A 20,254-nucleotide genomic window follows, 5' to 3' on the forward strand; every position below is an offset into this window, starting at 1 on the left:
GTACCGCTTCCGACGGCCCGTGCGTAGGCTGGCCGAATGACGAACGAGTGGGGAACTCCGGATCCGTCCGCCCGGCGAGACCGGTCCGCGGAGGTCGTCCCGGCGGCCGCCTCCGGCGAGGAGGTGGAGACCGCCCGCGTCGAGGACGCCGAGCGCGCGCTCGCCGTGCGCGAGGTCAAGCGGCGCCGCGACTTCCTGGGATCGCTCGGCGGATGGGCGAGCGTCTCGGCGATCACGACCGCCGTCTGGGTCGGCACAGGGGCCGACGGCTACTTCTGGCCGATCTGGCCGATGATCGGGATCGGGATCGGCGTCGTCGGCCAGGCCGCGTCGATCTGGGGTCCCGCCCGCAAGGAGATCACCGAGGCGGACATCGCCGCCGAGATGCAGCGCCGGGAGAAGCGCGGCCGCTGATCAGTCCAGGCGGCCGACCGAGGTGACGCGGACGACGGCCGCACCCTGCTCGTCCGACTCGGCGAGGTCGACGGTCGCCGAGATCCCCCAGTCGTGGTCGCCGGCCGGATCGTCGAGGATCTGCCGCACGAGCCACTGCGTCGGCTCCTCCGTGACGAGCAGCATCTTCGGCCCCCGGGCGTCGGGCCCGATGCCGATGCTGTCGTGCTCGTCGTAGTAGTCGTCCAGCGCGGCGCCCCACGCGTCGGCGTCGAAGCCGGCGGCGGCGTCGAGCTCGCCGAGCGCCTCGTGGTCGTCGAGGGCGGCGAGGGTCACCCGGCGGAACATCTCGTTGCGCACCAGCACGCGGAAGGCGCGGTGGTTCGCGGTGAGGCGGCGCGGAGCGGGCGGCACGATCGCCTGGTCCGCCGCGTGGAGCGCCGGATTGACCAGCTCCTCCCACTCGTCGACCAGCGAGGAGTCGACCTGGCGCACGAGCTCGCCCAGCCACTCGATCAGGTCGTGCAGCTCCTCGTTCTTCAGCTCGTCGGGGATGGTCTGCCGGGCCGCGCGGAACGCGTCGGACAGGTAGCGCAGCACCAGTCCCTCCGAGCGGGAGAGCTTGTAGAACGCGGTGTACTCGCCGAAGGACATCGCCCGCTCGTACATGTCGCGCACGACCGACTTCGGCGAGAGCTCGAAGTCCTTCACCCACGGCTGCGCCGCGGTGTAGGTCTCGAAGGTCGCCTCGAGGAGCTCCTCGAGCGGCTTGGGGTGCGTGACGGACTCGAGCAGCTCCATCCGCTCCTCGTACTCGATCCCGTCGGCCTTCATCGCGGCGACGGCCTCGCCGCGGGCCTGGAACTGCTGGGCCCCCAGGATCGGGCGCGGGTCGTCGAGGGTCGCCTCGAGCACCGAGATCACGTCGAGCGCGAAGCTCGGCGACTCCGGGTCGAGAACGTCGAACACGGCCAGCGCGAACGGCGAGAGCGGCTGGTTGAGCGCGAAGTTCGGCTGCAGGTCGACGGTCAGGCGGATGCGGGTCACGCCGTCGGCGCCGACGCTCTGCTCGACCACGCCCGCCTCCCGCAGCGTCCGGTAGATACCGAGCGCCCGGCGGGCGAGCTGCAGCTGCCGCTTCCACGGCTCGTGGTTGTCGAAGATCAGGGCGTGCACGTTCGCGTAGGCGTCGCCGCCGCGGGCGATCACGTTCAGCAGCATCGCCGAGGTGATCGTCATGTGCGAGGTCAGCGTCTCGGGCTCGGCGTCGACGAGCTTGCGGAAGCTCGGCTCGCCCCAGCTGACGAAGCCCTGCGGCGCGCGCTTGGCGACCCACTTCCTCCGCTTCTTCGGGTCGTCGCCCATCTTGTCGAGAGCCTTCCGGTTCTCGGACTCGTGCTCGGGGGCCTGCACGACCACGGTCCCGGCGGTGTCGTACCCCGCGCGACCGGCGCGGCCGGCGATCTGGTGGAACTCGCGGGCCGAGAGCTGGCGGGTCCGGGTGCCGTCGTACTTGGTCAGCGCGGTGAGCAGCACGGTGCGGATCGGGACGTTGATGCCGACGCCGAGGGTGTCCGTGCCGCAGATCACGCGCAGCATGCCCTGCTGGGCGAGCTGCTCGACCAGGCGGCGGTACTTCGGCAGCATGCCCGCGTGGTGCACGCCGATCCCCAGCCGGAGCAGCCGGGAGAGGGTCTTGCCGAACGCGGTGGTGAAGCGGAAGCCGCCGATCACCTCGGCGATGCGGTCGCGGTGCTCGCGGGTGGCGATGTTCGCGCTGGTGAGCGCCTGCGCACGCTCGAGAGCGGCCGCCTGCGAGAAGTGCACGACGTAGACCGGCGACTGGTTCGTCGAGAGCAGCTCCTCGATGGAGTCGTGGATCGGCGCGATCTCGTAGAAGTAGTGCAGCGGCACCGGGCGCTCCACGCCGGTGACCCGGGCGGTCTCCCGGCCCGTACGGCGGCTGAGGTCGGCGGCGAGCGCCGTCACGTCGCTGAGGGTGGCCGACATCAGCACGAACTGCACGTGCGGGAGGGTGAGCAGCGGCACCTGCCACGCCCAGCCGCGCGCCGGGTCCGCGTAGAAGTGGAACTCGTCCATCACGACCTGGTCGACCGGGGTGTCCTCGCCGTGCCGGAGCGCGAGGTTCGCGAGGATCTCGGCCGTGCAGCAGATGATCGGCGCGTCGGCGTTCACCGAGGAGTCGCCGGTGACCATCCCGACGTTGGAGGCGCCGAAGACGTCGACCAGCGCGAAGAACTTCTCGGAGACGAGCGCCTTGATCGGCGCCGTGTAGAAGCTGCGGCGTCCGGAGGCGAGCGCCGCGGCGTGCGCGCCGATCGCGACGAGCGACTTCCCGGTGCCGGTGGGCGTCGAGAGGATCAGGTTGGAGCCGGAGGCGATCTCGAGCATGGACTCGTCCTGCGCCGGGTAGAGCGGGAGGCCGCGCGACTCCGCCCACTCGGTGAAGGCCAGGTAGACCGCGTCGTCGTCGACGCGCCCGTCCGCGTCGGGCGTCGGCATCCGGTCGAGCAGCGTCGAGGTCATCCCCCCATCCTCCCAGCCCGCGGGCCGTCGCTCGGGTGCGATCCGTCACGGACGGCCCGTGCGCCCTCGCCTCACGGGCCGCGGGTGACGGATCGGTCCGCTGGAGCGAGGGCCCCGTCGACGAGTCCGACGACGCGGTCCGCGTCGGCCAGCACGGCGGGGTCGTGCGAGACGCAGACCACGGTCGCGCCGCGGTCCGCCTCCGCGCGCAGGACCGACCGGATCCGCTCCGCACTCGCTGAATCGAGACCGGTGGTGGGCTCGTCCAGGAGCAGCAGGCCGGCCCCGCGGGCGAGCCCCTGGGCGAGGAGCGCCCGCTGCCGCTGACCGCCGGAGAGCACCGCGAAGGGCTCCCGGGCGAGCGCGGCGATCTCCATCCGCTCGAGCGCGGTGGCGATCGCGTCCGCCGCGCGCGCGTCGCTGCGGCGGAGGCGGCCGAGCCGACCCCAGGTGCCCACCGCGACCACGTCGCGCACCGTCACCGGGAGGAGGTCCGGGATCGACGCCCGCTGCGGCACGAAGGCGATCGCTCCGGTGACGTCCCGCGTGCCGGACGTCAGTGGACGCACTCCCGCGATCACCTCCAGAAGCGTCGACTTGCCGGCGCCGTTCGGCCCGGCGATCACGGTCAGCGAGCGCGCGGCGACGTCGAGATCGACCCCCGTGAGAGCGCGGCGGGAGCCGAAGTCGACGTGAGCGCCTCGGAGGCGGACCGGGGGCTCGGGCAGGGGTGAGACGTCCATCCCGACGAGCGTACAGGAGTGATAACTGTTCTCATTATCGTGTACGGTCGGGCACCATGCCCAGCCTCCTCGCCGGAATCCTCGAGCCGTTCGCTCTCGACTTCCTCCAGCGCGCCCTCCTCGGCGGCGTCCTCGTCGCGGTCCTCTGCGGCGTCGTCGGCACCTGGGTGGTGCTCCGCGGGATGGCCTTCCTCGGCGAGGCGCTCGCCCACGGGATGCTCCCCGGCGTCGCCCTCGCGACGGTGCTCGGCGCGCCCGTCCTCGTGGGCGGCGCAGCCAGCGCGGTGCTGATGAGCCTCGGCATCGCGGCCCTGCAGCGGCGCGGACGACTGTCCTACGACACCAGCATCGGCCTGCTCTTCGTCGCCATGCTGGCGCTGGGGGTCATCGTGATCTCGCACTCGGGCAGCTTCGCCACGGACGCGACCTCGATCCTCTTCGGCGACATCCTCGCGATCACCCCCGTCGACATCGGGGTGCTCGCCGCCGCCGCCGGAGCCGGCCTCCTCGTCGCGGCGGCCTTCCACCGCCCGCTCGTCGCCCTGGCGCTGGATCCGCGCATCGCCGCGGTGCTCGGGCTCGGTCCGCGCTCGGCTCAGGCCGCGCTGGTCGGCCTGGTGACCCTCGCCGTCGTCGCCTCCTACCAGGCGGTCGGCTCGCTCCTCGTCGTCGGGCTCCTTCTGGCTCCCGCGGTGGCCGCCGGGCACTGGACCACCCGCATCCCGACCCGGATGCTGCTCGCGTCGATCCTCGGCGCGGCCTCCGTGCTCGTCGGCCTGCTCGTCTCCTGGCACGCGGCCACGGCCGCGGGCGCCTCGGTCGCCGGCACGGCCATCGCGGTCGCCGCGGTGTCCTGGGCGGTCCGCTCGGCCGCGTCGGCCCTCGCGTCCCGGTCGGGCCCTCAGCCGGTCGCCGCATGAGGCCCTGCCGGCACCGCCCCTCCCCCGCTCACCCTCGAAAGGACTCCGTGCACTCCCGAACCACCGCCTCCACCGTCCTCCTGGGCGCTCTCGCGCTGGGCCTGGCCGCCTGCTCGACCGATGCCTCCGCGCCGGCCGCGGACGACACGGGCTCCGGCCACGGCGCCGTCGCGAACGCCGCCGAGCTCGCCGAGCCGCGCCTGGGGCTGACGACGATCGACCCGTCGGGCGCCGTGTCGCACCTCGACCTCCTCGACGAGACGGTCACCGGCCTCGGCACCATCGGCGCACCGAGCGCGATGACGACCGACGGCCGCTACCTCTTCGCCCAGACCGATGCGGGCGTCGAGATCGTCGACAGCGGCGTGTGGACCTGGGACCACGTCGACCACTTCCACTACTACCGCGCGGACCCCCGCCTGATCGGCACGGTCGAGGGCTCCGGGACGGCCGTCGTCGCCACGACGAACCTCTCGACCACCGGCGGAACCGGACTCTTCTTCCCCGACTCCGGCGAGGCGGTCCTCCTCGACACCGAGGCGCTGTCGAAGGGCGCGATCGTCGAGCGGTTCCGGAAGGACGTCGAGCCCGGACCCGGGATGGTCGTGCCCGTCGGCTCGTCCGCACTGGTGACCGAGGGGTCCGGATCCGGAGCGGCCGTCGCCGGCTACGACTCGGACGGCGAGCCGACGGGCCTCCGCGAGGCCTGCCCCGACCCCGCCGGGACGATCACCACCCGCGTCGGCGCCGTCATCGGCTGCTCCGACGGCGCACTCCTGGCGTCGATCGAGGACGAGGAGCTCATCGTCGAGCGGATCCCCTACCCCGCCGGCACCACCGCGCCACCCGCCGCCTCCTTCGACAACCGCGAGGGCCGCCCCACGGTCGCCGGCCTCGCCGGGGACGCGGGCATCTGGCTCCTCGACACCCGGGAGCGCTCCTGGAGCCTCCTCCCCTCTCCCGCCCCGCTGGCGCAGGTCACCGCGGTGGACGACGCGGACGAGACCGTCCTCGCCCTCGCCGCCGACGGCCGCGTGCTGGTGCTCGACGGCTCCGACGGCGCGGTCCTCGCCGAGACCGCGCCCCTCGTCGCCGACACGACCGCGGACGGCTCGCGGCCCGTCCTGATCGCCGACCAGCAGCGGGCCTACCTCAGCGCACCCGCCGAGCGGAAGCTGCACGAGATCGACTACGCGGACGGCGCGCGCCTCGCCCGCACCTTCGAGACCGCCACCGAGCCGGCCTTCACGGCGGAGACGGGCCGATGAGGCGCCGCTGGGCCCTCGCGTCCGCCGCGGCGGTCCTGCTCCTGTCGGGCTGCACGTCCGCGGAGGAGGACGAGAGGCCCCTCGTCATCGTCTCCACCAACATCCTCGGCGACGTCGTGGGCGAGCTCGTCGGCGACGAGGCGCAGGTCGTCACGCTGATGAAGCCCGACACCGACCCGCACTCCTTCGAGATCTCGGCGCAGGAGGCGGCGCGCCTGCGCTCCGCCGACCTCGTCGTCTCGAACGGGCTCGGACTCGAAGAGGGCCTGCAGCAGCACCTCGACGAGGCCTCCGGTGAGGACGTCCCCGCGTTCGTCGCCGGCGACGCCGTCGACGTCCTCGACTACAGCGAGGGCGACGCGGAGGGGAGCCCGGACTCGCACTTCTGGACGGACCCCGGCCGGATGATCGACGTCGTCGACTCCCTCGGGCCCGTGCTCGCCGCGCTCGACGGCGTCGATCCGGCCGCCGTCCGGGACCGGACGGCCGGCTACCGCGCCGAGCTCGAGCGGCTCGACTCCGAGATGGCCGCGGCGTTCGCCGCGATCCCCGCCGAGCGCCGCGCCCTCGTCACCAACCACCACGTCTTCGGGTACCTCGCCGACCGCTTCGACTTCGACGTCGTCGGCGCCGTCATCCCGGGAGGCACGACCCTCGCGGCGCCGTCCGCCTCCGACCTCGCCGATCTCGTCGACGCGGTCGAGCAGACCGGCGTCCCCACGATCTTCGCGGAGTCCTCGTCTCCCGACCGCCTGGTCCAGGCGCTCGCGAGCGAGGCCGACATCCGCGTGGAGGTGGTCGAGCTGTTCACGGAGTCCCTGACGGGGCCCGAGGGCGGCGCTCCCGACTACCTCGCCATGATGCGCGTCAACACGCAGCGCATCGCCACCGGGCTCTCCCCGTGAGCCCTCCGATCCACCACCAGGAAGAAGAAGCACCCATGCAGAATCCCCACGTCCGGCGGGCGGGCCTCGGCCTGATCGCCGCCTGCTCGATCACGGTCCTCGCGGCCTGCTCGTCGAGCTCGACCCCGGCCGCCGAGTCCTCCGCGTCCACCGCGCCGGCCACCGAGGCCGCGGCGGCCGCCGGCGCCCGCGTCGCCGTCGCCTACGAGGGCGGCATCCTCGTCCTCGACGGCGAGACCCTCGAGACCGTCGCGGACCTGGACTCCGAGGAGTTCACCCGCCTCAACCCCGCCGGCGACGACCGCCACGTCATAGTCACCATGAGCGAGGGGTTCCAGCTCCTCGACACCGCCGCCGGCACCAGCGGCGAGCCGGAGCTGACGGACATCGTCTTCCCCGCGGACACCCCGGGCCACGTCGTCCGGCACGCCGGGAAGACCGTCCTCTACGCCGACGGCACGAGCGACACGACCGTCCTCGAGGCCGCCGACCTGGCGTCCTCGGACGGGATGCCCGAGACCGAGACCATCCCGGGAGTCGAGGCGCACCACGGCGTCTCTATCGTCCTCGAGGACGGCACCTTCCTCACCACGGTCGGTGACGCCGACGGGCGCACCGGCATCGAGGTGCGCGACGCCTCCGGCGCCGTGACGGCCACGAACGACCAGTGCCCCGGTGTCCACGGAGAGGGCACGGCCGAGAACGAGGTCGTCGTCTTCGGCTGCGAGAACGGCGCCCTGGTCTACGACGGCGGCGAGATCACGAAGCTCGAGGCGCCGGACCAGCCGTACGGCCGCATGGGCAACGCCTGGGTCAGCGAGACCAGCCCGATCATCGTCGGCGACTACAAGGACGACCGCGACGCCGAGGGCTACCTCCTGCACCGCGTGGCGCTGATCGACACCGAGGCGAAGACCCTCGACGTCGTCGACCTGCCCGAGGGCGTCGAGTACACCTTCCGCGGCGTCGCCCGCGGCCCCGACGACCTGGCGTACATGATCGCCTCGGACGGCGCGATCCACGTCCTCGACCCCCAGACCGGCGAGCTGACCGCCTCCTACCCCGTCGTCGACGCCTGGGAGAGCCCGGTCGAGTGGCAGGACCCGCACCCCGCGATCACGGTCGCCGGGTACATCGCCTACGTGACCGACCCGGCCGCCGACAGCATCCACGCCGTCGACCTCACCACGGGAGAGGTCGTCGCCACGGGCGAGCTCGACGTCACACCGAACGAGATCGCCGTCGCCGCGAGCTGACCATCGGCACGGAGGAGGGGCGCGGGGCCGTGGGCTCCGTGCCCCTCCTGTTCACCTGGAGGGGCCAGGATCTCCGCATGACGACCGACTTCGATCTCGACCAGGTGGTGCGCGACGTGACCGCGAACGTGCGCAAGAAGTTCCCCGACCACTCCGAGGAGCAGGTCGCGCCGCTCGTGCGCGAGGAGCTCGCGGACCTGCAGGACCGGCCCGTGCAGGACTACCTGACGGTGCTCACGGAGCGAGCGGTCAAGCGCCGCCTCAAGCGCGAGGCGCGCGGGGAGTAGACCGGGTCAGGCGAGCGCCCGCTCGATCGACGCCCGCAGCGCCGGAGCCGGCCGGAGCGCGCCCGCCTCCTCCGCTTCGAGGAGCGCCTGCGCGTCCGCCGGGCTGTGCTCGCGGTACCAGCGGTCGACCGGGACGCCGTGCCCGGGCCGGCTCAGGACCTCGACGGCGTCGCCCGCCTCCACCGATCCGCGGTGCAGCACCCGCAGGTACGCGCCGGTGCGCCCCTCGTCGGCGAAGCGCTTCACCCACTGCGGCTCTCCGAGGGCCCGTTGGAACGTCGCGCACGGCGTCCGCGGCATCGTCACCTCGACCTCGACCGCCTCGCCGATCCGCCAGCGCTCGCCGATCACGGCTCCGCTCACGTCGAGGCCCGCGATCCGCAGGTTCTCGCCGAACATCCCCGCGGCCACCGGCCGCCCCAGGCGCTCCGCCCACCAGACCGCGTCCTCGTCGGAGTAGGCGTAGAGCGCCTTGTCGAGGCCGCCGTGGTGCGCGCGATCGGCCTGCACGTCGCCGTAGAGGCCCAGGTCGCGCACTCCGACGGGACCCTCGACCGGCCGCTTGTCGATCGCGGTCACGCCGACCGTGCCGGAGTCGGGCAGGAGGCGGGCGACGCGGCACACGGCGAGCAGGCGGGGCATGCCGCCATGGTGCCAGCACTAGGCTCGCCGCGTGCGCGACGCGACCGCTCCTCCCCGGCTCGACCCCCTCCTCCTCGACGGCCTCGCCGAGGGGTACGCCGGGGACACGGGCGCCCAGGAGCACGCCGAAGGGCTGCGCTTCGCCGGCACCGACCTCACCGGCGCCGATCTCACCGCGGCCTCCTTCAGCGAGTGCGTGCTGGAGGGAGTGGTCCTGGACGGCGCCCAGCTGCGGGCCGCGTCGATCGCGGAGTCGCGGCTCGAGCGGCTGGACGTCCCCGGGCTCTCGGCGCCGCGGAGCCGGCTCCGATCCGTCGAGCTGCTCGCCTCGCGGCTGGGCTCGGCCGAGCTCTACGAGAGCACCTGGGAGCAGGTGCGCGTGGCCGACTGCAAGCTCGGCTACCTGAACCTCCGCGGAGCCGCGGTGCGCGACGTACTGCTCGAGCGCTGCACGATCGACGAGCTCGACCTGGCGGGTGCGACCGGCACGCGGCTGCGCCTGGTCGACTGCGACGTCCGCTCCCTCGATCTCTCCCGGGCCCGGATCGAGCACCTCGATCTGCGCGGCGCCGAGCTGCACGTGCTCACCGGGCTGGACGGCCTCCGCGGCGCCACCCTCTCCGAGCTGCAGCTCAGCCTGCTGCTGCCGCTGTTCGCGGAGCACTTCGGGGTGCGGGTGGGCTGAGCCGCCGGTCCGCCTAGCGCCGGCGGGCGATCAGCCGCGTCAGAGCGCGGCGGCCGAGGAGGAACACGGCCAGCACGACGGCCGTCACGATCACGAAGCTCCACTGCACGCCCTGCCCGGAGGCGATCCGCAGGAGCATCCCGCCCGCGACGGTCACCGCCCAGACGACGAGCCCGGCGGGCACGATCCGGTCCGGGGAGCGCCACGAGCGCGTGACGACCCAGCCGAGCAGGAGCGCCGCCAGGAACGGCCAGAGCGTGGTGAGCAGGCCGATCAGCGCCGACCCCTCGTCGTGGCTCCCGCGGCCGATCAGCACGAAGACCAGGACGAGCACGGCGTCGAGGGCGAGGCCGAGGCCCGCGTGCCGGGTCATGCGGGCTCCGTCACGAAGTCGATGAGCTGCTCGACCCGGCCCAGCAGCGCCGGCTCCAGGTCCTGGAAGGTGCGCACCCGGCCGAGGATGCGCTGCCAGGCGCGCGCGATGTCGGCCTGCTCCTCGTGCGGCCAGCCGAGCGCCTCGCAGATCCCGTGCTTCCACTCGGTTCCGCGAGGGATCTCGGGCCAGCGCTCCAGGCCGATCCGGCCGGGCTTCACGGCCTGCCAGACGTCGATGTAGGGGTGGCCGACGACGAGGACGTGGGCGCCGTGCGGACCGGCGGCGACCTGCTCGGCGATCCGCGACTCCTTCGAGCCGCGCACCAGGTGGTCGACGAGCACGCCGATGCGGCGCCCCGGACCGGGCCGGAACTCGCGCACCAGCTCGTCGAGGTTGTCGACGCCCTCGATGTACTCGACGACGACGCCCTCGACCCGCAGGTCGTGGCCCCAGACCTTCTCGACCAGCTCGGCGTCGTGCCGTCCCTCGACGTAGATGCGGCTGGGCAGGGCGACCCGCGCCTTCGCGTCGGCGACGTGGAAGGAGCCGGAGGCGGAGCGCGCGCGACCGAGGCCGGCGTCGCGCTTCAGCCCGGGCGCCTTCAGCGACACGGGCTTCCCCTCGAGGAGGAACCCGGGCCCCAGCGGGAACACGCGGACCTTGCCGAACCGGTCCTCCAGCCGCACCATCCGCAGCTCCACGCCGAGCACGGCACCCACGAAGCCGGAGGCGACCTCCTCGACCACCAGATCGCGCTCGGCCTCGACCACCGCCACCTCGACCCTGCCGCGGGCGCGCCAGTCGCCGGCGAGCACGTCCTGCCCGTACCTGTCCTCGTCCATCGCACCGAGGGTAGCCGGAGGCGCGCGGGGCGCCGCGCGGACACGGCGCATGCACCTCTGCTTACATGAGCAGATGACCGAGGACCTCGAACCCGCCGCCGAGCTCTTCAAGGTGCTGTCCTCCTCCTCCCGGCTGCGCCTGCTCCGGGCCCTCGCCGAGGAGACGTCGACGGTCGGGCGGCTGGCCGAGGTGACCGGGCTCTCGCAGCCGCTGGTCTCGCAGCACCTGCGGATGCTCCGCACCGCCGGGCTGGTCGCGGTCGAGCGCGTGGGCCGCGAGGCGCACTACTCCGTCGCCGACACCCACGTCACGCACATTGTCGACGACGCTGTCCGGCACGCCCTGGAGGGGTGACCTCCGTCCCTGTCGGGAACGATGATCGCTCTCGATTAGGCGCATCCATTGCAATGCGTTTATGGATCTGGTCGACTCGAGCCCGTCGCGTCCGCGGCCCCCGCATCCGGAAAGGCAGCACCATGAGCACCACCGATCTCCACGCCGAGCACCCCGTCACCGAGCACGAGCACGGCGAGGGCTGCGGCCATCCGGCCGTGCAGCACGAGGACCACGTCGACTACGTCCACGGCACGCACCACCACGCCCTGCACGGCGACCACTACGACGAGCACGAGTCGGAGGCCGAGCACTCGACCGCCGACCACGAGCACGGCGACGCCTGCGGCCACGAGACCGTGCAGCACGACGACCACGTGGACTTCGTCCACGACGGCCACAAGCACGCCGCTCACGCCGGCCACTACGACGAGCACTGAGGCCGTGCGCGACGGGAGGGCTCGCACCCTCCCGTCGGCGCTCAGCCCTGACGGGCCTTGAAGCGCGGGTTCAGCTTGTTGATCACGAAGACGCGGCCCCGGCGGCGGACCACCTGCGAGCCGGGCTGCGCCTTCATCGACCTGAGGGAGTTGCGGACCTTCACGGATGCTCCTGTCGTTAATGAGAACTGTTATCGATAGAGTAGCGGTCCATGGAGCCCCACCACCCCGCACCCCCCGTCCTCGCCGTCACCCTCGTCAGCGCGACCGACCCCCAGGACGCCGGGCGGACCGCCGCGCTCCTCGCCGGCAGGCCCGAGTCCCGGATCGCCTTCGAGGTCGATCCGCCCGGCGCCGACGGTCCCGCTCTCGCCGAGGAGCTCCACCGGCGCCTCGCGGCCGACGCCGACGACGGCCACCGCGGTCACACGGTCGTCGCCCTCGATGGCCAGGCCGACCCGCTCGAGATCGGACTCGTGCTCGAGCACCTCTGCGCGCAGCGGCATCCCGCCGACACCCGCATCGCGATCCTCGACGTGGTCGCCGTGACGTCGACGGAGGAGATCCTGCGCGTGCTCTGCGGCGGCGCGGGCCCCTCCTTCGACTCGGCGGAGCGCCTCGCCGCCCGCCTGGAGTTCTCGAGCCTCGTCGCCCTCGCCGAGCCCCTCTCCGAGAGCGACCCCGAGCGGACCGCACTCGTCCGCGACCTCCTGCGAGCACTCGCCCCCACCGCCGATCTCCTCCCCGCCGGTGAGCTCCCGGCGGCGCCACGGAGGCTCCACCCCCGGCGCGCGCACGCGATCGCCTCCTCGATGGGCTGGCAGTGCGCCCTCAACGGGACCTCGCGGCGCCGCGCCTCGGGCACGACCGTCGAGGAGTTCGTGTTCCGCGATCCGCTGCCCTTCCACCCCGGCCGCCTGAGCACGGCGGTCCACGGGGAGCTGGTGGCGGAGAAGGTGGGCCGCATCCTCCGCTCCCGCGGCCTGGTGCGCCTGGCGACGCGCGCCGACCGGGTCGGCTCGTGGTCGGTCGCCGGCGACGTGCTGACGCTGGACCCGACCAGCCTGCTCAGCTGGGACGAGGACGCGCCTCTCGGCCAGGAGCTCGCCTTCTTCGGGACGGGCCTGGACACCGGGAGGCTGACCGCCGTCCTGCAGAGCTGCCTGCTCACCCCCGAGGAGCTGCTGGCCGGCCCCGCCGCCTGGGCGGAGTACGCGGACCCCTTCCCGCGCTGGGTGGACGAGCACCGGCACTGAGCCGGGCGTCCTTTGCCGCGCGGGACTCGACGAGCGCGACCCGGCCCCTGCGTCCGAGCGCCGCCCGCCCCGCGCCAGCCGACCGTGCGCCGGGAGTGTGACGCGCGGAGGCTCCCGCCGGGCGGCGGGTGGGTAGGCTGACCGGACAGCACGTGCTCCGGGGTCGGTGGGAATTCCGAACCGGCGGTCACAGTCCGCGAGCCGCAGCCCCTCGAGAGGGGCGGCGGTTGACCTGGTGGAACCCCAGGACCGACGGTGAAAGTCCGGAGGAGAGGCAGCACGAGCGTCGCGCATCACCGCGCGATGCTGAGCGACGGTGCCCGCGCACCGTCGATCGAGACCCCGGAGTTCGGCGACGAACGGAAGAACCGGGAATGACGATCGACTACGAGCACGCGATGCGCCGGGCGCTGGCGCTCGCCGAGCGCGGGCCCGCCCGCGGACCCAACCCGCGCGTGGGCTGCGTGATCCTCGCGCCCGACGGCACCGTCCTCGGCGAGGGCTGGCACCACGGAGCCGGCACCGCGCACGCCGAGGTCGACGCCCTGTCGCACGTCGCGGCGGGCGCCGCCGAGGGAGCGACGGCCGTCGTCTCGCTCGAGCCGTGCGACCACACAGGGCGCACGGGTCCCTGCAGCCGCGCCCTGATCGAGGCGGGCGTCTCCCGCGTCGTCTACGCCGTGCCGGACCCGGGCGAGCGCTCGGCCGGCGGCGGTCGCACCCTCCGCGAGGCCGGCGTCGAGGTGATCGAGGGCGTGCTCGCCGAGGAGGGAGAGCAGTTCCTCCACCCGTGGCTCACCGCGACCCGCCTGCACCGCCCCTTCGTCACGCTCAAGTGGGCCTCGACCCTCGACGGCCGCACCGCGGCGGCGGACGGCAGCAGCCGCTGGATCACCGGAGCGGCGGCCCGTCAGCGCGTGCACGAGCAGCGTGCCGCGCACGACGCGATCCTCGTCGGCACCGGGACCGTCCTCGCCGACGATCCCGCGCTCACCGCCCGCGGCGACGGAGGCGAACTCCTCGCCCACCAGCCGGTGCCCGTCGTCGTCGGCACGCGCCCCGTGCCGCCGGGCGCCCGCCTGCACGAGCACCCCCGCGCCGTCGTGGTCGAGCGCACCCGCGACCTCGCCGCGGTCCTCGCGCACCTCTACTCCGCCGAGATCCGCAGCGTCTACGTCGAGGCCGGACCGACCCTCGCCTCCGCGCTCGTCGCCGCCGGACTGGTCGACGAGTACCTCGTGTTCCTCGCGCCCGCGCTCCTCGGCGGCCCCCGCCTCGCGCTCGGCGACCTCGGCGTGGAGAGCATCGGCGGGGCCCGGCGCCTCTCCCTCCGCTCGGTCGAGATCCTCGGCGACGACCTCCTCGTGACCGCGCGCCCCGACGTCCTCCCCGCGGGCGGTGCCGGCACCCCGGCCCGCCTCCCCCACGCCCTGCAGATGGAGACCCACTGATGTTCACCGGAATCATCGAGGAGAAGGGCGTCGTGACCGCTGTCGAGGCGGGCGCCGACGCGATCCGCCTCAGCATCCGCGGGCCCCTCGCCGTCGAGGGCGTGCGGCACGGCGACTCGATCGCGGTCTCGGGCGTCTGCCTCACCGTGGTCGAGCACACCGACCAGGGCTTCACCGCCGACGTCATGGCGCAGACCCTGCGGATGTCGACCCTCGACGGCGTGGGCGTCGGCGACCCCGTGAACCTCGAGCGCGCCGCGCTGGTGGGCGACCGGCTCGGCGGCCACATCGTCCAGGGCCACATCGACGGCACGGCGACGCTGCTCGCGATCGCACCGGGCGAGGCCTGGCGGGTGCTGCGGTTCTCGCTGCCGGCGGAGATCGCTCCGCTCGTCGTCGACAAGGGCTCGATCGCGGTCGACGGCGTCTCGCTGACCGTCTCGGCGATCAGCCCCGCCGCCGAGCCGGAGCAGTGGTTCGAGGTCTCGCTGATCCCCGAGACGCTCGCCGTCACCACGCTGGGCGCGCGCGCGATCGGCGATCAGGTCAACATCGAGACCGACGTCCTGGCCCGCCACGTCGAGCGGATGCTCGCACTGCGCTCGATCGCGGAGGCCCGCTCATGAGCCTCGCCACCATCCCCGAGGCCGTCGAGGCGCTGCGCGCCGGGCGCCCGATCATCGTCGCGGACGACGAGGGCCGCGAGAACGAGGGCGACGTCATCGTCTCGGCCCAGCTCGCCAGCCAGGAGACGATCGCCTGGATGGTCCGCCACTCCTCCGGGTTCATCTGCGCGCCGATGACCAACGAGATCGCCGACCGCCTCGCCCTGCCGCTGATGGTGGTCGAGAACGAGGACCCGCGCGGCACCGCCTACACGCTGTCCGTCGACGCGGCCGACCGGCTCTCCACCGGCATCAGCGCCTCCGACCGCGCGCACACCCTCCGCGTGCTGGCCGACCCCGAGGCGACCCCCTCCCGCCTGAACCGCCCCGGCCACATCCTGCCGCTGCGCGCCGTCGACGGCGGCGTGCGCGAGCGCGACGGGCACACGGAGGCGGCGGTCGACCTGATGAAGCTCGCCGGCCTGTACCCCGTGGGCGCGATCTCCGAGATCGTCGCCGAGGACGGCGAGATGATGCGGCTGCCCGGCCTGATCGCCCTCGGCGAGCGCGAGGGCGTGCCGGTGACCACGGTCGCGGCCCTCATCGCGTACCTGCAGGAGTTCCACTGCGACGCGGAGGTGCCCGTCACGGTCGCGGTCCCGGAGAGCGCGCGGGTGAGCTTCGAGGTCGAGACCACGGTGCCGACCACCCACGGCCCGTTCCGGATCCGCGCCTACCGCGACCGGCAGACCGGAGCGGATCACGTCGCGATCCTCGCGGGAGAGGTCGCCGCGGGGCGGCCCGCCCTGGTGCGCGTGCACTCCGAGTGCCTGACCGGCGAGGCCTTCGGCTCGCTGAAGTGCGAGTGCGGGCCCCAGCTCGACGCCGCCCTCGACACGATCCAGCGGGACGGCGGCGTCGTCGTCTACCTCCGCGGTCACGAGGGCCGGGGCATCGGCCTGATCAACAAGCTGCGCGCCTACCGCCTGCAGGAGGACGGCCTCGACACCCTCGACGCGAACCTCGCCCTCGGGCTCCCCGCCGACGCGCGGGACTACGGAGCGGCGGTCGGGATCCTCGAGGACCTCGGCCTCACCGAGGTGCGCCTGCTCACCAACAACCCCGAGAAGGTCCGCCAGCTCACCGACCGCGGCATCGTCGTCGCCGAGCGCGTGCCGCTCGTCGTCGGAATCGGCGCCTTCAACGAGGGCTACCTCGAGACCAAGCGCGACCGCATGGGCCACACCCTCGACAGCGTCCTCGACCACGACCCCCTCGACGCCGGGATCTCCGGCCTCGCCCTCGACGCCGGGATCGCCGGCGCCACCACGAAGGAGTAGCAATGGCCGGTAGCGGCGCCCCCACCACCTCCCCTCTCGACGGCGCGGGACTGCGCGTCGTCGTCATCGCGGGCACCTGGCACGAGCAGATCAGCGACGGCCTGATCGCCGGAGCGAGCCGAGCCCTCGACGAGGCCGGAGCGTCCTGGTCGCTCGTGCGCGTGCCCGGCTCGTTCGAGCTGCCCGTCGCCTCGAAGGCGGCCCTGGAGGCGGGGGCCGACGCGGTCGTCGCCCTCGGCGTGATCATCCGCGGCGGCACCCCGCACTTCGAGTACGTCTCGGACGCCGCCACCTCCGGGCTCACCACCGTCTCGATCCTGACGGGCAAGCCGGTCGGCTTCGGCGTGCTCACCCTCGACACCGAGCAGCAGGGCATCGATCGCGCGGGCCTTCCCGGCTCGAAGGAGGACAAGGGGCGCGAGGCGGCCGAGGCGGCGGTCTCGACCGCTCTGCTCCTCCGCTCGCTGCGCAGCTGAACCACTGCGGGCGGCCCCCGTCCTGGGGCCGCCCGCACACGAACCTGGGAGAACACGGAGTAAAGTGGTCGGGTCGTCACGAGCGGCCCCTCTCTCCTCCCCCTCGCCCCAGCGGTCCGCGACGCCCGATCGACGCCCCGCCCCGCCGGCTCAGGGGGAGTCGCCGTCCACACGGAGCCTCTCCCTCATGTCTTCTCCCGCCGTCTCCGACGCGCCAGCAGCCGCCCCGCAGAACTCCCGCGGCCGCGTCATCCTCGCCAGCCTCATCGGCACCTCGATCGAGTTCTACGACTTCTACGCCTACGCGACCGCCGCGGTCCTGGTCTTCCCGTCGCTCTTCTTCGTCAACGAGGACCCGGCCACGGCCCTCCTCGCCTCCTTCGCCGTCTTCGGCGTCGCGTTCATCGCGCGCCCGATCGGGTCGATCATCTTCGGCCACTTCGGCGACCGCATCGGCCGCAAGGGCACCCTCGTCGCCTCGCTGCTCACCATGGGCGTCGCGACCTTCCTGATCGGCTGCCTGCCCACCGCGCTCACGCCCGGCTGGGAGTTCCTCGCTCCGTTCCTGCTCGTCGTGATGCGCTTCTGCCAGGGCCTCGGCCTCGGCGGCGAGTGGTCCGGAGCCGCGCTGCTCGCGACCGAGAACGCACCGGCCGGCAAGCGCGCCATCTACGGCACCTTCCCGCAGCTGGGCGCACCGATCGGCTTCATCGTCGCCAACGTCCTGTTCCTGGTGCTCGCGAGCACGATGAGCGACGAGACGTTCGCGGCCTGGGGCTGGCGCGTGCCGTTCCTGGCGAGCGCCGTGCTCGTGATCATCGGGCTCTACGTGCGGTTCAAGCTCGTCGAGACGCCCGCGTTCCAGAAGGTCGTCGAGAAGGGCGAGGTCGCCAAGCTGCCCCTCGCCCGCGTCTTCATCACCAGCTGGCGCCCGCTCATCCTGGGCACCTTCATCATGCTGGCGACCTACGTGCTCTTCTACCTGATGACCACGTTCACGCTGACCTACGGCACCTCACCCGTCGACGGCGCGGTTCCGGGCCTCGGCTACACGCGCAACGACTTCCTCGTCATGCTGATCGTCGGCGTGGTGTTCTTCGGGATCTTCACGCTCGTCTCCGGCCCGCTCGCGGAGCGCTTCGGCCGCCGGCGGACGCTGCTCGTGGTGACCGCGGCGATCCTCGTGTTCGGCCTGCTCTTCGTGCCCCTGTTCAGCGCCGGCTTCGCGGGCGTCATGGCCGTCCTGATCCTCGGCTTCACGCTGATGGGCCTGACCTTCGGCCCGATGGGCGCCGTCCTCCCCGAGCTGTTCCCGACCAACGTCCGCTACACCGGCTCGGCGATGGCGTACAACCTCGCATCGATCCTCGGAGCGGCCCTCGCGCCGATCATCGCGGTCGCGCTCTGGAGGGCGGCGGGCGGCAGCACCGTGCTGGTCGGCCTCTACCTCAGCGCCGCGGCCGTGCTGACGCTGATCGCGCTCCTGCTCTCCAAGGAGACGAAGAACGCGTCGTACCACGACAACGTCTCGTAGGACTCCCTGCAGAGGACGGCCCGACGGGATCCCCCGGCGGGCCGTCCGCGTCTCCGCTCCCTCCCTGAGCACCGGGCCCGCCCTCTGGCGGCCTGCTCGCAGCGACGACGGGGCAGAATGGACGGCGATGAGCACCACCACCTCCCGGCGCGGCGGACGACGACCCTCCCGCGACGACGGACCCCGCGCCTCCTTCTCGCAGCTCGTGCCCTACCTGCTCGAGCACCGCGGCATCCTCTCGGTCGTCGTGGTCCTCAGCCTGTTCGGAGCGGCGGCGAGCCTCGGCCAGCCCCTGCTCGTCGGCCAGGTCATCACCCGGGTCCAGTCCGGTCTCGATCTCGGCCCGCTGGTGTGGGCCCTCGTCGGCCTGGTCGTGGCCTCCGGGCTGATCTCGGGCTTCGCGCACTACCTGCTCCAGCGCACCGGCGAGGGGATCGTGCTCTCGAGCCGCCGCCGCCTCGTCGCCCGGCTGCTGCGCCTCCCCATCCGGGAGTTCGACGCGCGCCGCACCGGCGACCTCGTCTCGCGCGTCGGCTCCGACTCCACGCTCCTGCGCGCGGTGCTGACCCAGGGGCTCGTCGACTCGATCGCGGGCTCCCTCGTCTTCGTCGGCGCGATCATCGCGATGGCCGTCATCGACTGGGTGCTGCTGCTGATCATCGTGGCGGTGGTGGCGGTGGCCCTCGGGCTCGCGCTGACCCTCGGCCGCGGCATCCGCACCGCCAGCCGCAAGGCCCAGGAGAAGGTCGGCGATCTGGCCGCGGCCGTCGAGCGCGCCATCAGCGCCGTCCGGACGATCCGCGCGGCCGGAGCCACCGATCGCGAGATCGCGGTCGTCGACCAGCACGCGACGGAGGCGTACCGCCTCGGGATCCGCGTCGCGCACGTCTCGGCCCTCGTGGTGCCGGTGGCGGGGATCGCCATGCAGGTCGCCTTCCTCGCCGTCCTCGGCGTCGGCGGCTACCGCGTCGCGTCCGGCGCGATCGACATCGCCCAGCTGGTCTCGTTCATCCTCTTCCTCTTCATGATGGTGATGCCGCTCGGCAACTTCATCGGCGCCATCACCTCGGTGAACTCGGCGCTGGGCGCCCTCGGCCGCATCCAGGAGATCATCGATCTGCCGATCGAGGGCGACGGCGACGCCTCCGCGGGCGGCCTCGGCGCCGGCGTGGCGGAGGAGGCCATCTCCTTCGAGGACGTGGTGTTCTCCTACGAGGAGGGCGCCGTGCCCGACGCGGCGGCCGTAGCGGACGAGCGCGACCGCACCGTCCTGCGCGGCGTCTCCTTCACCGTGCCGCGCGGCAAGCGCACCGCCCTGGTCGGGCCGTCGGGAGCGGGCAAGAGCACGATCCTCGCCCTCATCGAGCGGTTCTACGACCCGGAGGCCGGCGTCGTCCGACTCGGCGGTGTCGACATCACGGCCATCGACCGCGACGCGCTCCGCGCGCAGATCGGCTACGTCGAGCAGGACGCCCCCGTCCTGGCCGGCACCATCCGCGAGAACCTCGTCCTCGGCCGCCCCGACGCCGACGACGCCGACTGCCTCCGGGTGCTCGAGGCGGTGAACCTGACCGACGTGCTCGAGCGCAACCCGCTCGGCCTGCACGCGCCGGTGGGCGAGAGCGGAGTGATGCTCTCGGGCGGCGAGCGTCAGCGCCTCGCGATCGGCCGCGCGCTCCTGGCGGCCCCGCCGATCCTGCTGCTGGACGAGTCCACGTCGAGCCTCGACGGCCTCAACGAGCAGCGCCTGCGCCTGGCGATCGACGCGGTCGCCGAGAACCGGACCCTGCTGGTGATCGCGCACCGCCTGTCGACGGTGGTCGACTCCGACCGCATCGTCGTGCTGCAGAAGGGCGAGGTCGTGGGAGTCGGCACCCACTCCGAGCTCGTCGAGTCGACGCCGCTCTACCGGGACCTCGCCAAGCACCAGCTGCTCGTCTGACGGGCGCCGCAG

General features: G+C 73.2%; 22 protein-coding genes. 16 read left to right on the forward strand and 6 right to left on the reverse strand.

Features of this window, described 5'->3' with window-relative positions; genetic code table 11:
* The first annotated feature begins 36 nt into the window (after positions 1–36).
* Positions 37–414, forward strand: a complete 378-nt coding sequence (locus tag C5C50_RS03685; RefSeq protein WP_104272851.1) for a 2TM domain-containing protein — start codon at positions 37–39, stop codon at positions 412–414.
* On the opposite strand, the gene C5C50_RS03690 is transcribed toward C5C50_RS03685, so the two are convergent.
* On the reverse strand, positions 415–2,940 hold the full coding sequence (locus tag C5C50_RS03690; protein ID WP_104272852.1) for an RNA helicase: 2,526 nt from the start codon (positions 2,938–2,940) through the stop codon (positions 415–417). It lies immediately after the preceding gene.
* A gap of 71 nt (positions 2,941–3,011) precedes the next feature.
* Positions 3,012–3,683 (reverse strand): zinc ABC transporter ATP-binding protein AztA, encoded by a 672-nt coding sequence (aztA, locus tag C5C50_RS03695; protein ID WP_104272853.1) that lies wholly within the window; start codon positions 3,681–3,683, stop codon positions 3,012–3,014.
* 56 nt (positions 3,684–3,739) lie between these two features.
* Between aztA and aztB the strand changes: the two genes are divergently transcribed.
* The 5 genes from aztB to C5C50_RS03720 all read left to right on the forward strand — a co-directional run bounded on the left by aztB (position 3,740) and on the right by C5C50_RS03720 (position 8,319).
* A complete protein-coding gene (gene aztB / locus C5C50_RS03700) occupies positions 3,740–4,603 on the forward strand; it encodes a zinc ABC transporter permease AztB (RefSeq protein WP_104272854.1) in 864 nt (287 codons plus the stop codon).
* A 47-nt stretch (positions 4,604–4,650) separates the two neighbouring features.
* Positions 4,651–5,871 carry an ABC transporter gene (locus tag C5C50_RS03705; protein ID WP_104226905.1) on the forward strand — a complete coding sequence of 407 codons (1,221 nt, stop codon included), beginning with the start codon at positions 4,651–4,653 and terminating at the stop codon, positions 5,869–5,871.
* The gene (gene aztC / locus C5C50_RS03710; RefSeq protein ID WP_104272855.1) at positions 5,868–6,776 is read left to right on the forward strand and encodes a zinc ABC transporter substrate-binding protein AztC; all 909 of its coding nucleotides are present in this window, start codon (positions 5,868–5,870) and stop codon (positions 6,774–6,776) included. The genes C5C50_RS03705 and aztC overlap by 4 nt, the downstream gene beginning before the upstream one ends.
* 35 nt (positions 6,777–6,811) lie before the next feature.
* Positions 6,812–8,032, forward strand: coding sequence for a zinc metallochaperone AztD (aztD, locus tag C5C50_RS03715; RefSeq protein ID WP_104272856.1), 1,221 nt, complete (start codon positions 6,812–6,814; stop codon positions 8,030–8,032).
* 77 nt (positions 8,033–8,109) lie between these two features.
* Positions 8,110–8,319 (forward strand): three-helix bundle dimerization domain-containing protein, encoded by a 210-nt coding sequence (locus C5C50_RS03720; protein ID WP_104262881.1) that lies wholly within the window; start codon positions 8,110–8,112, stop codon positions 8,317–8,319.
* A gap of 6 nt (positions 8,320–8,325) precedes the next feature.
* On the opposite strand, the gene C5C50_RS03725 is transcribed toward C5C50_RS03720, so the two are convergent.
* On the reverse strand, positions 8,326–8,961 hold the full coding sequence (locus tag C5C50_RS03725) for an MOSC domain-containing protein (RefSeq protein WP_104255826.1): 636 nt from the start codon (positions 8,959–8,961) through the stop codon (positions 8,326–8,328).
* A gap of 31 nt (positions 8,962–8,992) precedes the next feature.
* Between C5C50_RS03725 and C5C50_RS03730 the strand changes: the two genes are divergently transcribed.
* Positions 8,993–9,646, forward strand: coding sequence for a pentapeptide repeat-containing protein (locus C5C50_RS03730; protein ID WP_104272857.1), 654 nt, complete (start codon positions 8,993–8,995; stop codon positions 9,644–9,646).
* Positions 9,647–9,659: 13 nt separating this feature from the next.
* Here the strand turns inward: C5C50_RS03730 and C5C50_RS03735 are convergent, their stop codons facing one another.
* Both C5C50_RS03735 and C5C50_RS03740 read right to left on the reverse strand, forming a co-directional pair.
* Positions 9,660–10,019 (reverse strand): DUF3054 domain-containing protein, encoded by a 360-nt coding sequence (locus tag C5C50_RS03735; RefSeq protein ID WP_104233715.1) that lies wholly within the window; start codon positions 10,017–10,019, stop codon positions 9,660–9,662.
* On the reverse strand, positions 10,016–10,864 hold the full coding sequence (locus tag C5C50_RS03740) for a DUF3097 domain-containing protein (protein ID WP_104226898.1): 849 nt from the start codon (positions 10,862–10,864) through the stop codon (positions 10,016–10,018). Before C5C50_RS03740 ends, C5C50_RS03735 begins: the two co-directional genes overlap by 4 nt.
* Positions 10,865–10,937: 73 nt before the next feature.
* Between C5C50_RS03740 and C5C50_RS03745 the strand changes: the two genes are divergently transcribed.
* A complete protein-coding gene (locus tag C5C50_RS03745) occupies positions 10,938–11,219 on the forward strand; it encodes a helix-turn-helix transcriptional regulator (protein ID WP_104222235.1) in 282 nt (93 codons plus the stop codon).
* Between the two features lie 122 nt (positions 11,220–11,341).
* On the forward strand, positions 11,342–11,638 hold the full coding sequence (locus C5C50_RS17230) for a hypothetical protein (RefSeq protein WP_104222233.1): 297 nt from the start codon (positions 11,342–11,344) through the stop codon (positions 11,636–11,638).
* 41 nt (positions 11,639–11,679) lie between these two features.
* On the opposite strand, the gene ykgO is transcribed toward C5C50_RS17230, so the two are convergent.
* Positions 11,680–11,802: a type B 50S ribosomal protein L36 gene (ykgO, locus tag C5C50_RS03755; RefSeq protein ID WP_104226896.1), complete on the reverse strand. Its 123-nt coding sequence runs from the start codon at positions 11,800–11,802 to the stop codon at positions 11,680–11,682.
* A 48-nt stretch (positions 11,803–11,850) separates the two neighbouring features.
* On the opposite strand from ykgO, the gene C5C50_RS03760 reads away from it, so the two are divergent.
* The 7 genes from C5C50_RS03760 to C5C50_RS03790 all read left to right on the forward strand — a co-directional run bounded on the left by C5C50_RS03760 (position 11,851) and on the right by C5C50_RS03790 (position 20,242).
* Positions 11,851–12,894 carry a GTP-binding protein gene (locus C5C50_RS03760; RefSeq protein ID WP_104272858.1) on the forward strand — a complete coding sequence of 348 codons (1,044 nt, stop codon included), beginning with the start codon at positions 11,851–11,853 and terminating at the stop codon, positions 12,892–12,894.
* A 374-nt stretch (positions 12,895–13,268) separates the two neighbouring features.
* Positions 13,269–14,345, forward strand: coding sequence for a bifunctional diaminohydroxyphosphoribosylaminopyrimidine deaminase/5-amino-6-(5-phosphoribosylamino)uracil reductase RibD (gene ribD, locus C5C50_RS03765; RefSeq protein ID WP_258062884.1), 1,077 nt, complete (start codon positions 13,269–13,271; stop codon positions 14,343–14,345).
* Positions 14,345–14,971: a riboflavin synthase gene (locus C5C50_RS03770; RefSeq protein ID WP_104272859.1), complete on the forward strand. Its 627-nt coding sequence runs from the start codon at positions 14,345–14,347 to the stop codon at positions 14,969–14,971. The genes ribD and C5C50_RS03770 overlap by 1 nt, the downstream gene beginning before the upstream one ends.
* Complete coding sequence (ribA, locus tag C5C50_RS03775; protein ID WP_104247336.1) at positions 14,968–16,290, forward strand: GTP cyclohydrolase II; 1,323 nt, start codon at positions 14,968–14,970, stop codon at positions 16,288–16,290. Before C5C50_RS03770 ends, ribA begins: the two co-directional genes overlap by 4 nt.
* 2 nt (positions 16,291–16,292) lie before the next feature.
* Positions 16,293–16,766, forward strand: a complete 474-nt coding sequence (gene ribH / locus C5C50_RS03780) for a 6,7-dimethyl-8-ribityllumazine synthase (protein WP_104250609.1) — start codon at positions 16,293–16,295, stop codon at positions 16,764–16,766.
* 187 nt (positions 16,767–16,953) lie between these two features.
* The gene (locus C5C50_RS03785) at positions 16,954–18,300 is read left to right on the forward strand and encodes an MFS transporter (RefSeq protein ID WP_104272860.1); all 1,347 of its coding nucleotides are present in this window, start codon (positions 16,954–16,956) and stop codon (positions 18,298–18,300) included.
* 127 nt (positions 18,301–18,427) lie between these two features.
* The gene (locus C5C50_RS03790) at positions 18,428–20,242 is read left to right on the forward strand and encodes an ABC transporter ATP-binding protein (RefSeq protein ID WP_104233721.1); all 1,815 of its coding nucleotides are present in this window, start codon (positions 18,428–18,430) and stop codon (positions 20,240–20,242) included.
* Positions 20,243–20,254 lie beyond the last annotated feature (12 nt).

This window comes from Rathayibacter sp. AY1D9, assembly GCF_002932395.1.
Lineage (GTDB): Bacteria > Actinomycetota > Actinomycetes > Actinomycetales > Microbacteriaceae > Rathayibacter.

Excerpts from the sequence above, each read along its gene's own strand:
- aztB (WP_104272854.1), top strand. The coding sequence starts at position 3,740 with ATGCCCAGCCTCCTCGCCGGAATCCTCGAGCCGTTCGCTCTCGACTTC.
- C5C50_RS03740 (WP_104226898.1), bottom strand. The coding sequence starts at position 10,864 with ATGGACGAGGACAGGTACGGGCAGGACGTGCTCGCCGGCGACTGGCGC.
- C5C50_RS03785 (WP_104272860.1), top strand. The coding sequence starts at position 16,954 with ATGTCTTCTCCCGCCGTCTCCGACGCGCCAGCAGCCGCCCCGCAGAAC.
- ribH (WP_104250609.1), top strand. The coding sequence starts at position 16,293 with ATGGCCGGTAGCGGCGCCCCCACCACCTCCCCTCTCGACGGCGCGGGA.
- aztC (WP_104272855.1), top strand. The coding sequence starts at position 5,868 with ATGAGGCGCCGCTGGGCCCTCGCGTCCGCCGCGGCGGTCCTGCTCCTG.
- C5C50_RS03770 (WP_104272859.1), top strand. The coding sequence starts at position 14,345 with ATGTTCACCGGAATCATCGAGGAGAAGGGCGTCGTGACCGCTGTCGAG.
- C5C50_RS03690 (WP_104272852.1), bottom strand. The coding sequence starts at position 2,940 with ATGACCTCGACGCTGCTCGACCGGATGCCGACGCCCGACGCGGACGGG.
- C5C50_RS03725 (WP_104255826.1), bottom strand. The coding sequence starts at position 8,961 with ATGCCCCGCCTGCTCGCCGTGTGCCGCGTCGCCCGCCTCCTGCCCGAC.
- C5C50_RS03735 (WP_104233715.1), bottom strand. The coding sequence starts at position 10,019 with ATGACCCGGCACGCGGGCCTCGGCCTCGCCCTCGACGCCGTGCTCGTC.
- aztA (WP_104272853.1), bottom strand. The coding sequence starts at position 3,683 with ATGGACGTCTCACCCCTGCCCGAGCCCCCGGTCCGCCTCCGAGGCGCT.
- C5C50_RS03685 (WP_104272851.1), top strand. The coding sequence starts at position 37 with ATGACGAACGAGTGGGGAACTCCGGATCCGTCCGCCCGGCGAGACCGG.
- C5C50_RS03790 (WP_104233721.1), top strand. The coding sequence starts at position 18,428 with ATGAGCACCACCACCTCCCGGCGCGGCGGACGACGACCCTCCCGCGAC.
- ribD (WP_258062884.1), top strand. The coding sequence starts at position 13,269 with ATGACGATCGACTACGAGCACGCGATGCGCCGGGCGCTGGCGCTCGCC.
- C5C50_RS03720 (WP_104262881.1), top strand. The coding sequence starts at position 8,110 with ATGACGACCGACTTCGATCTCGACCAGGTGGTGCGCGACGTGACCGCG.
- C5C50_RS17230 (WP_104222233.1), top strand. The coding sequence starts at position 11,342 with ATGAGCACCACCGATCTCCACGCCGAGCACCCCGTCACCGAGCACGAG.
- C5C50_RS03745 (WP_104222235.1), top strand. The coding sequence starts at position 10,938 with ATGACCGAGGACCTCGAACCCGCCGCCGAGCTCTTCAAGGTGCTGTCC.
- C5C50_RS03760 (WP_104272858.1), top strand. The coding sequence starts at position 11,851 with ATGGAGCCCCACCACCCCGCACCCCCCGTCCTCGCCGTCACCCTCGTC.
- aztD (WP_104272856.1), top strand. The coding sequence starts at position 6,812 with ATGCAGAATCCCCACGTCCGGCGGGCGGGCCTCGGCCTGATCGCCGCC.
- ribA (WP_104247336.1), top strand. The coding sequence starts at position 14,968 with ATGAGCCTCGCCACCATCCCCGAGGCCGTCGAGGCGCTGCGCGCCGGG.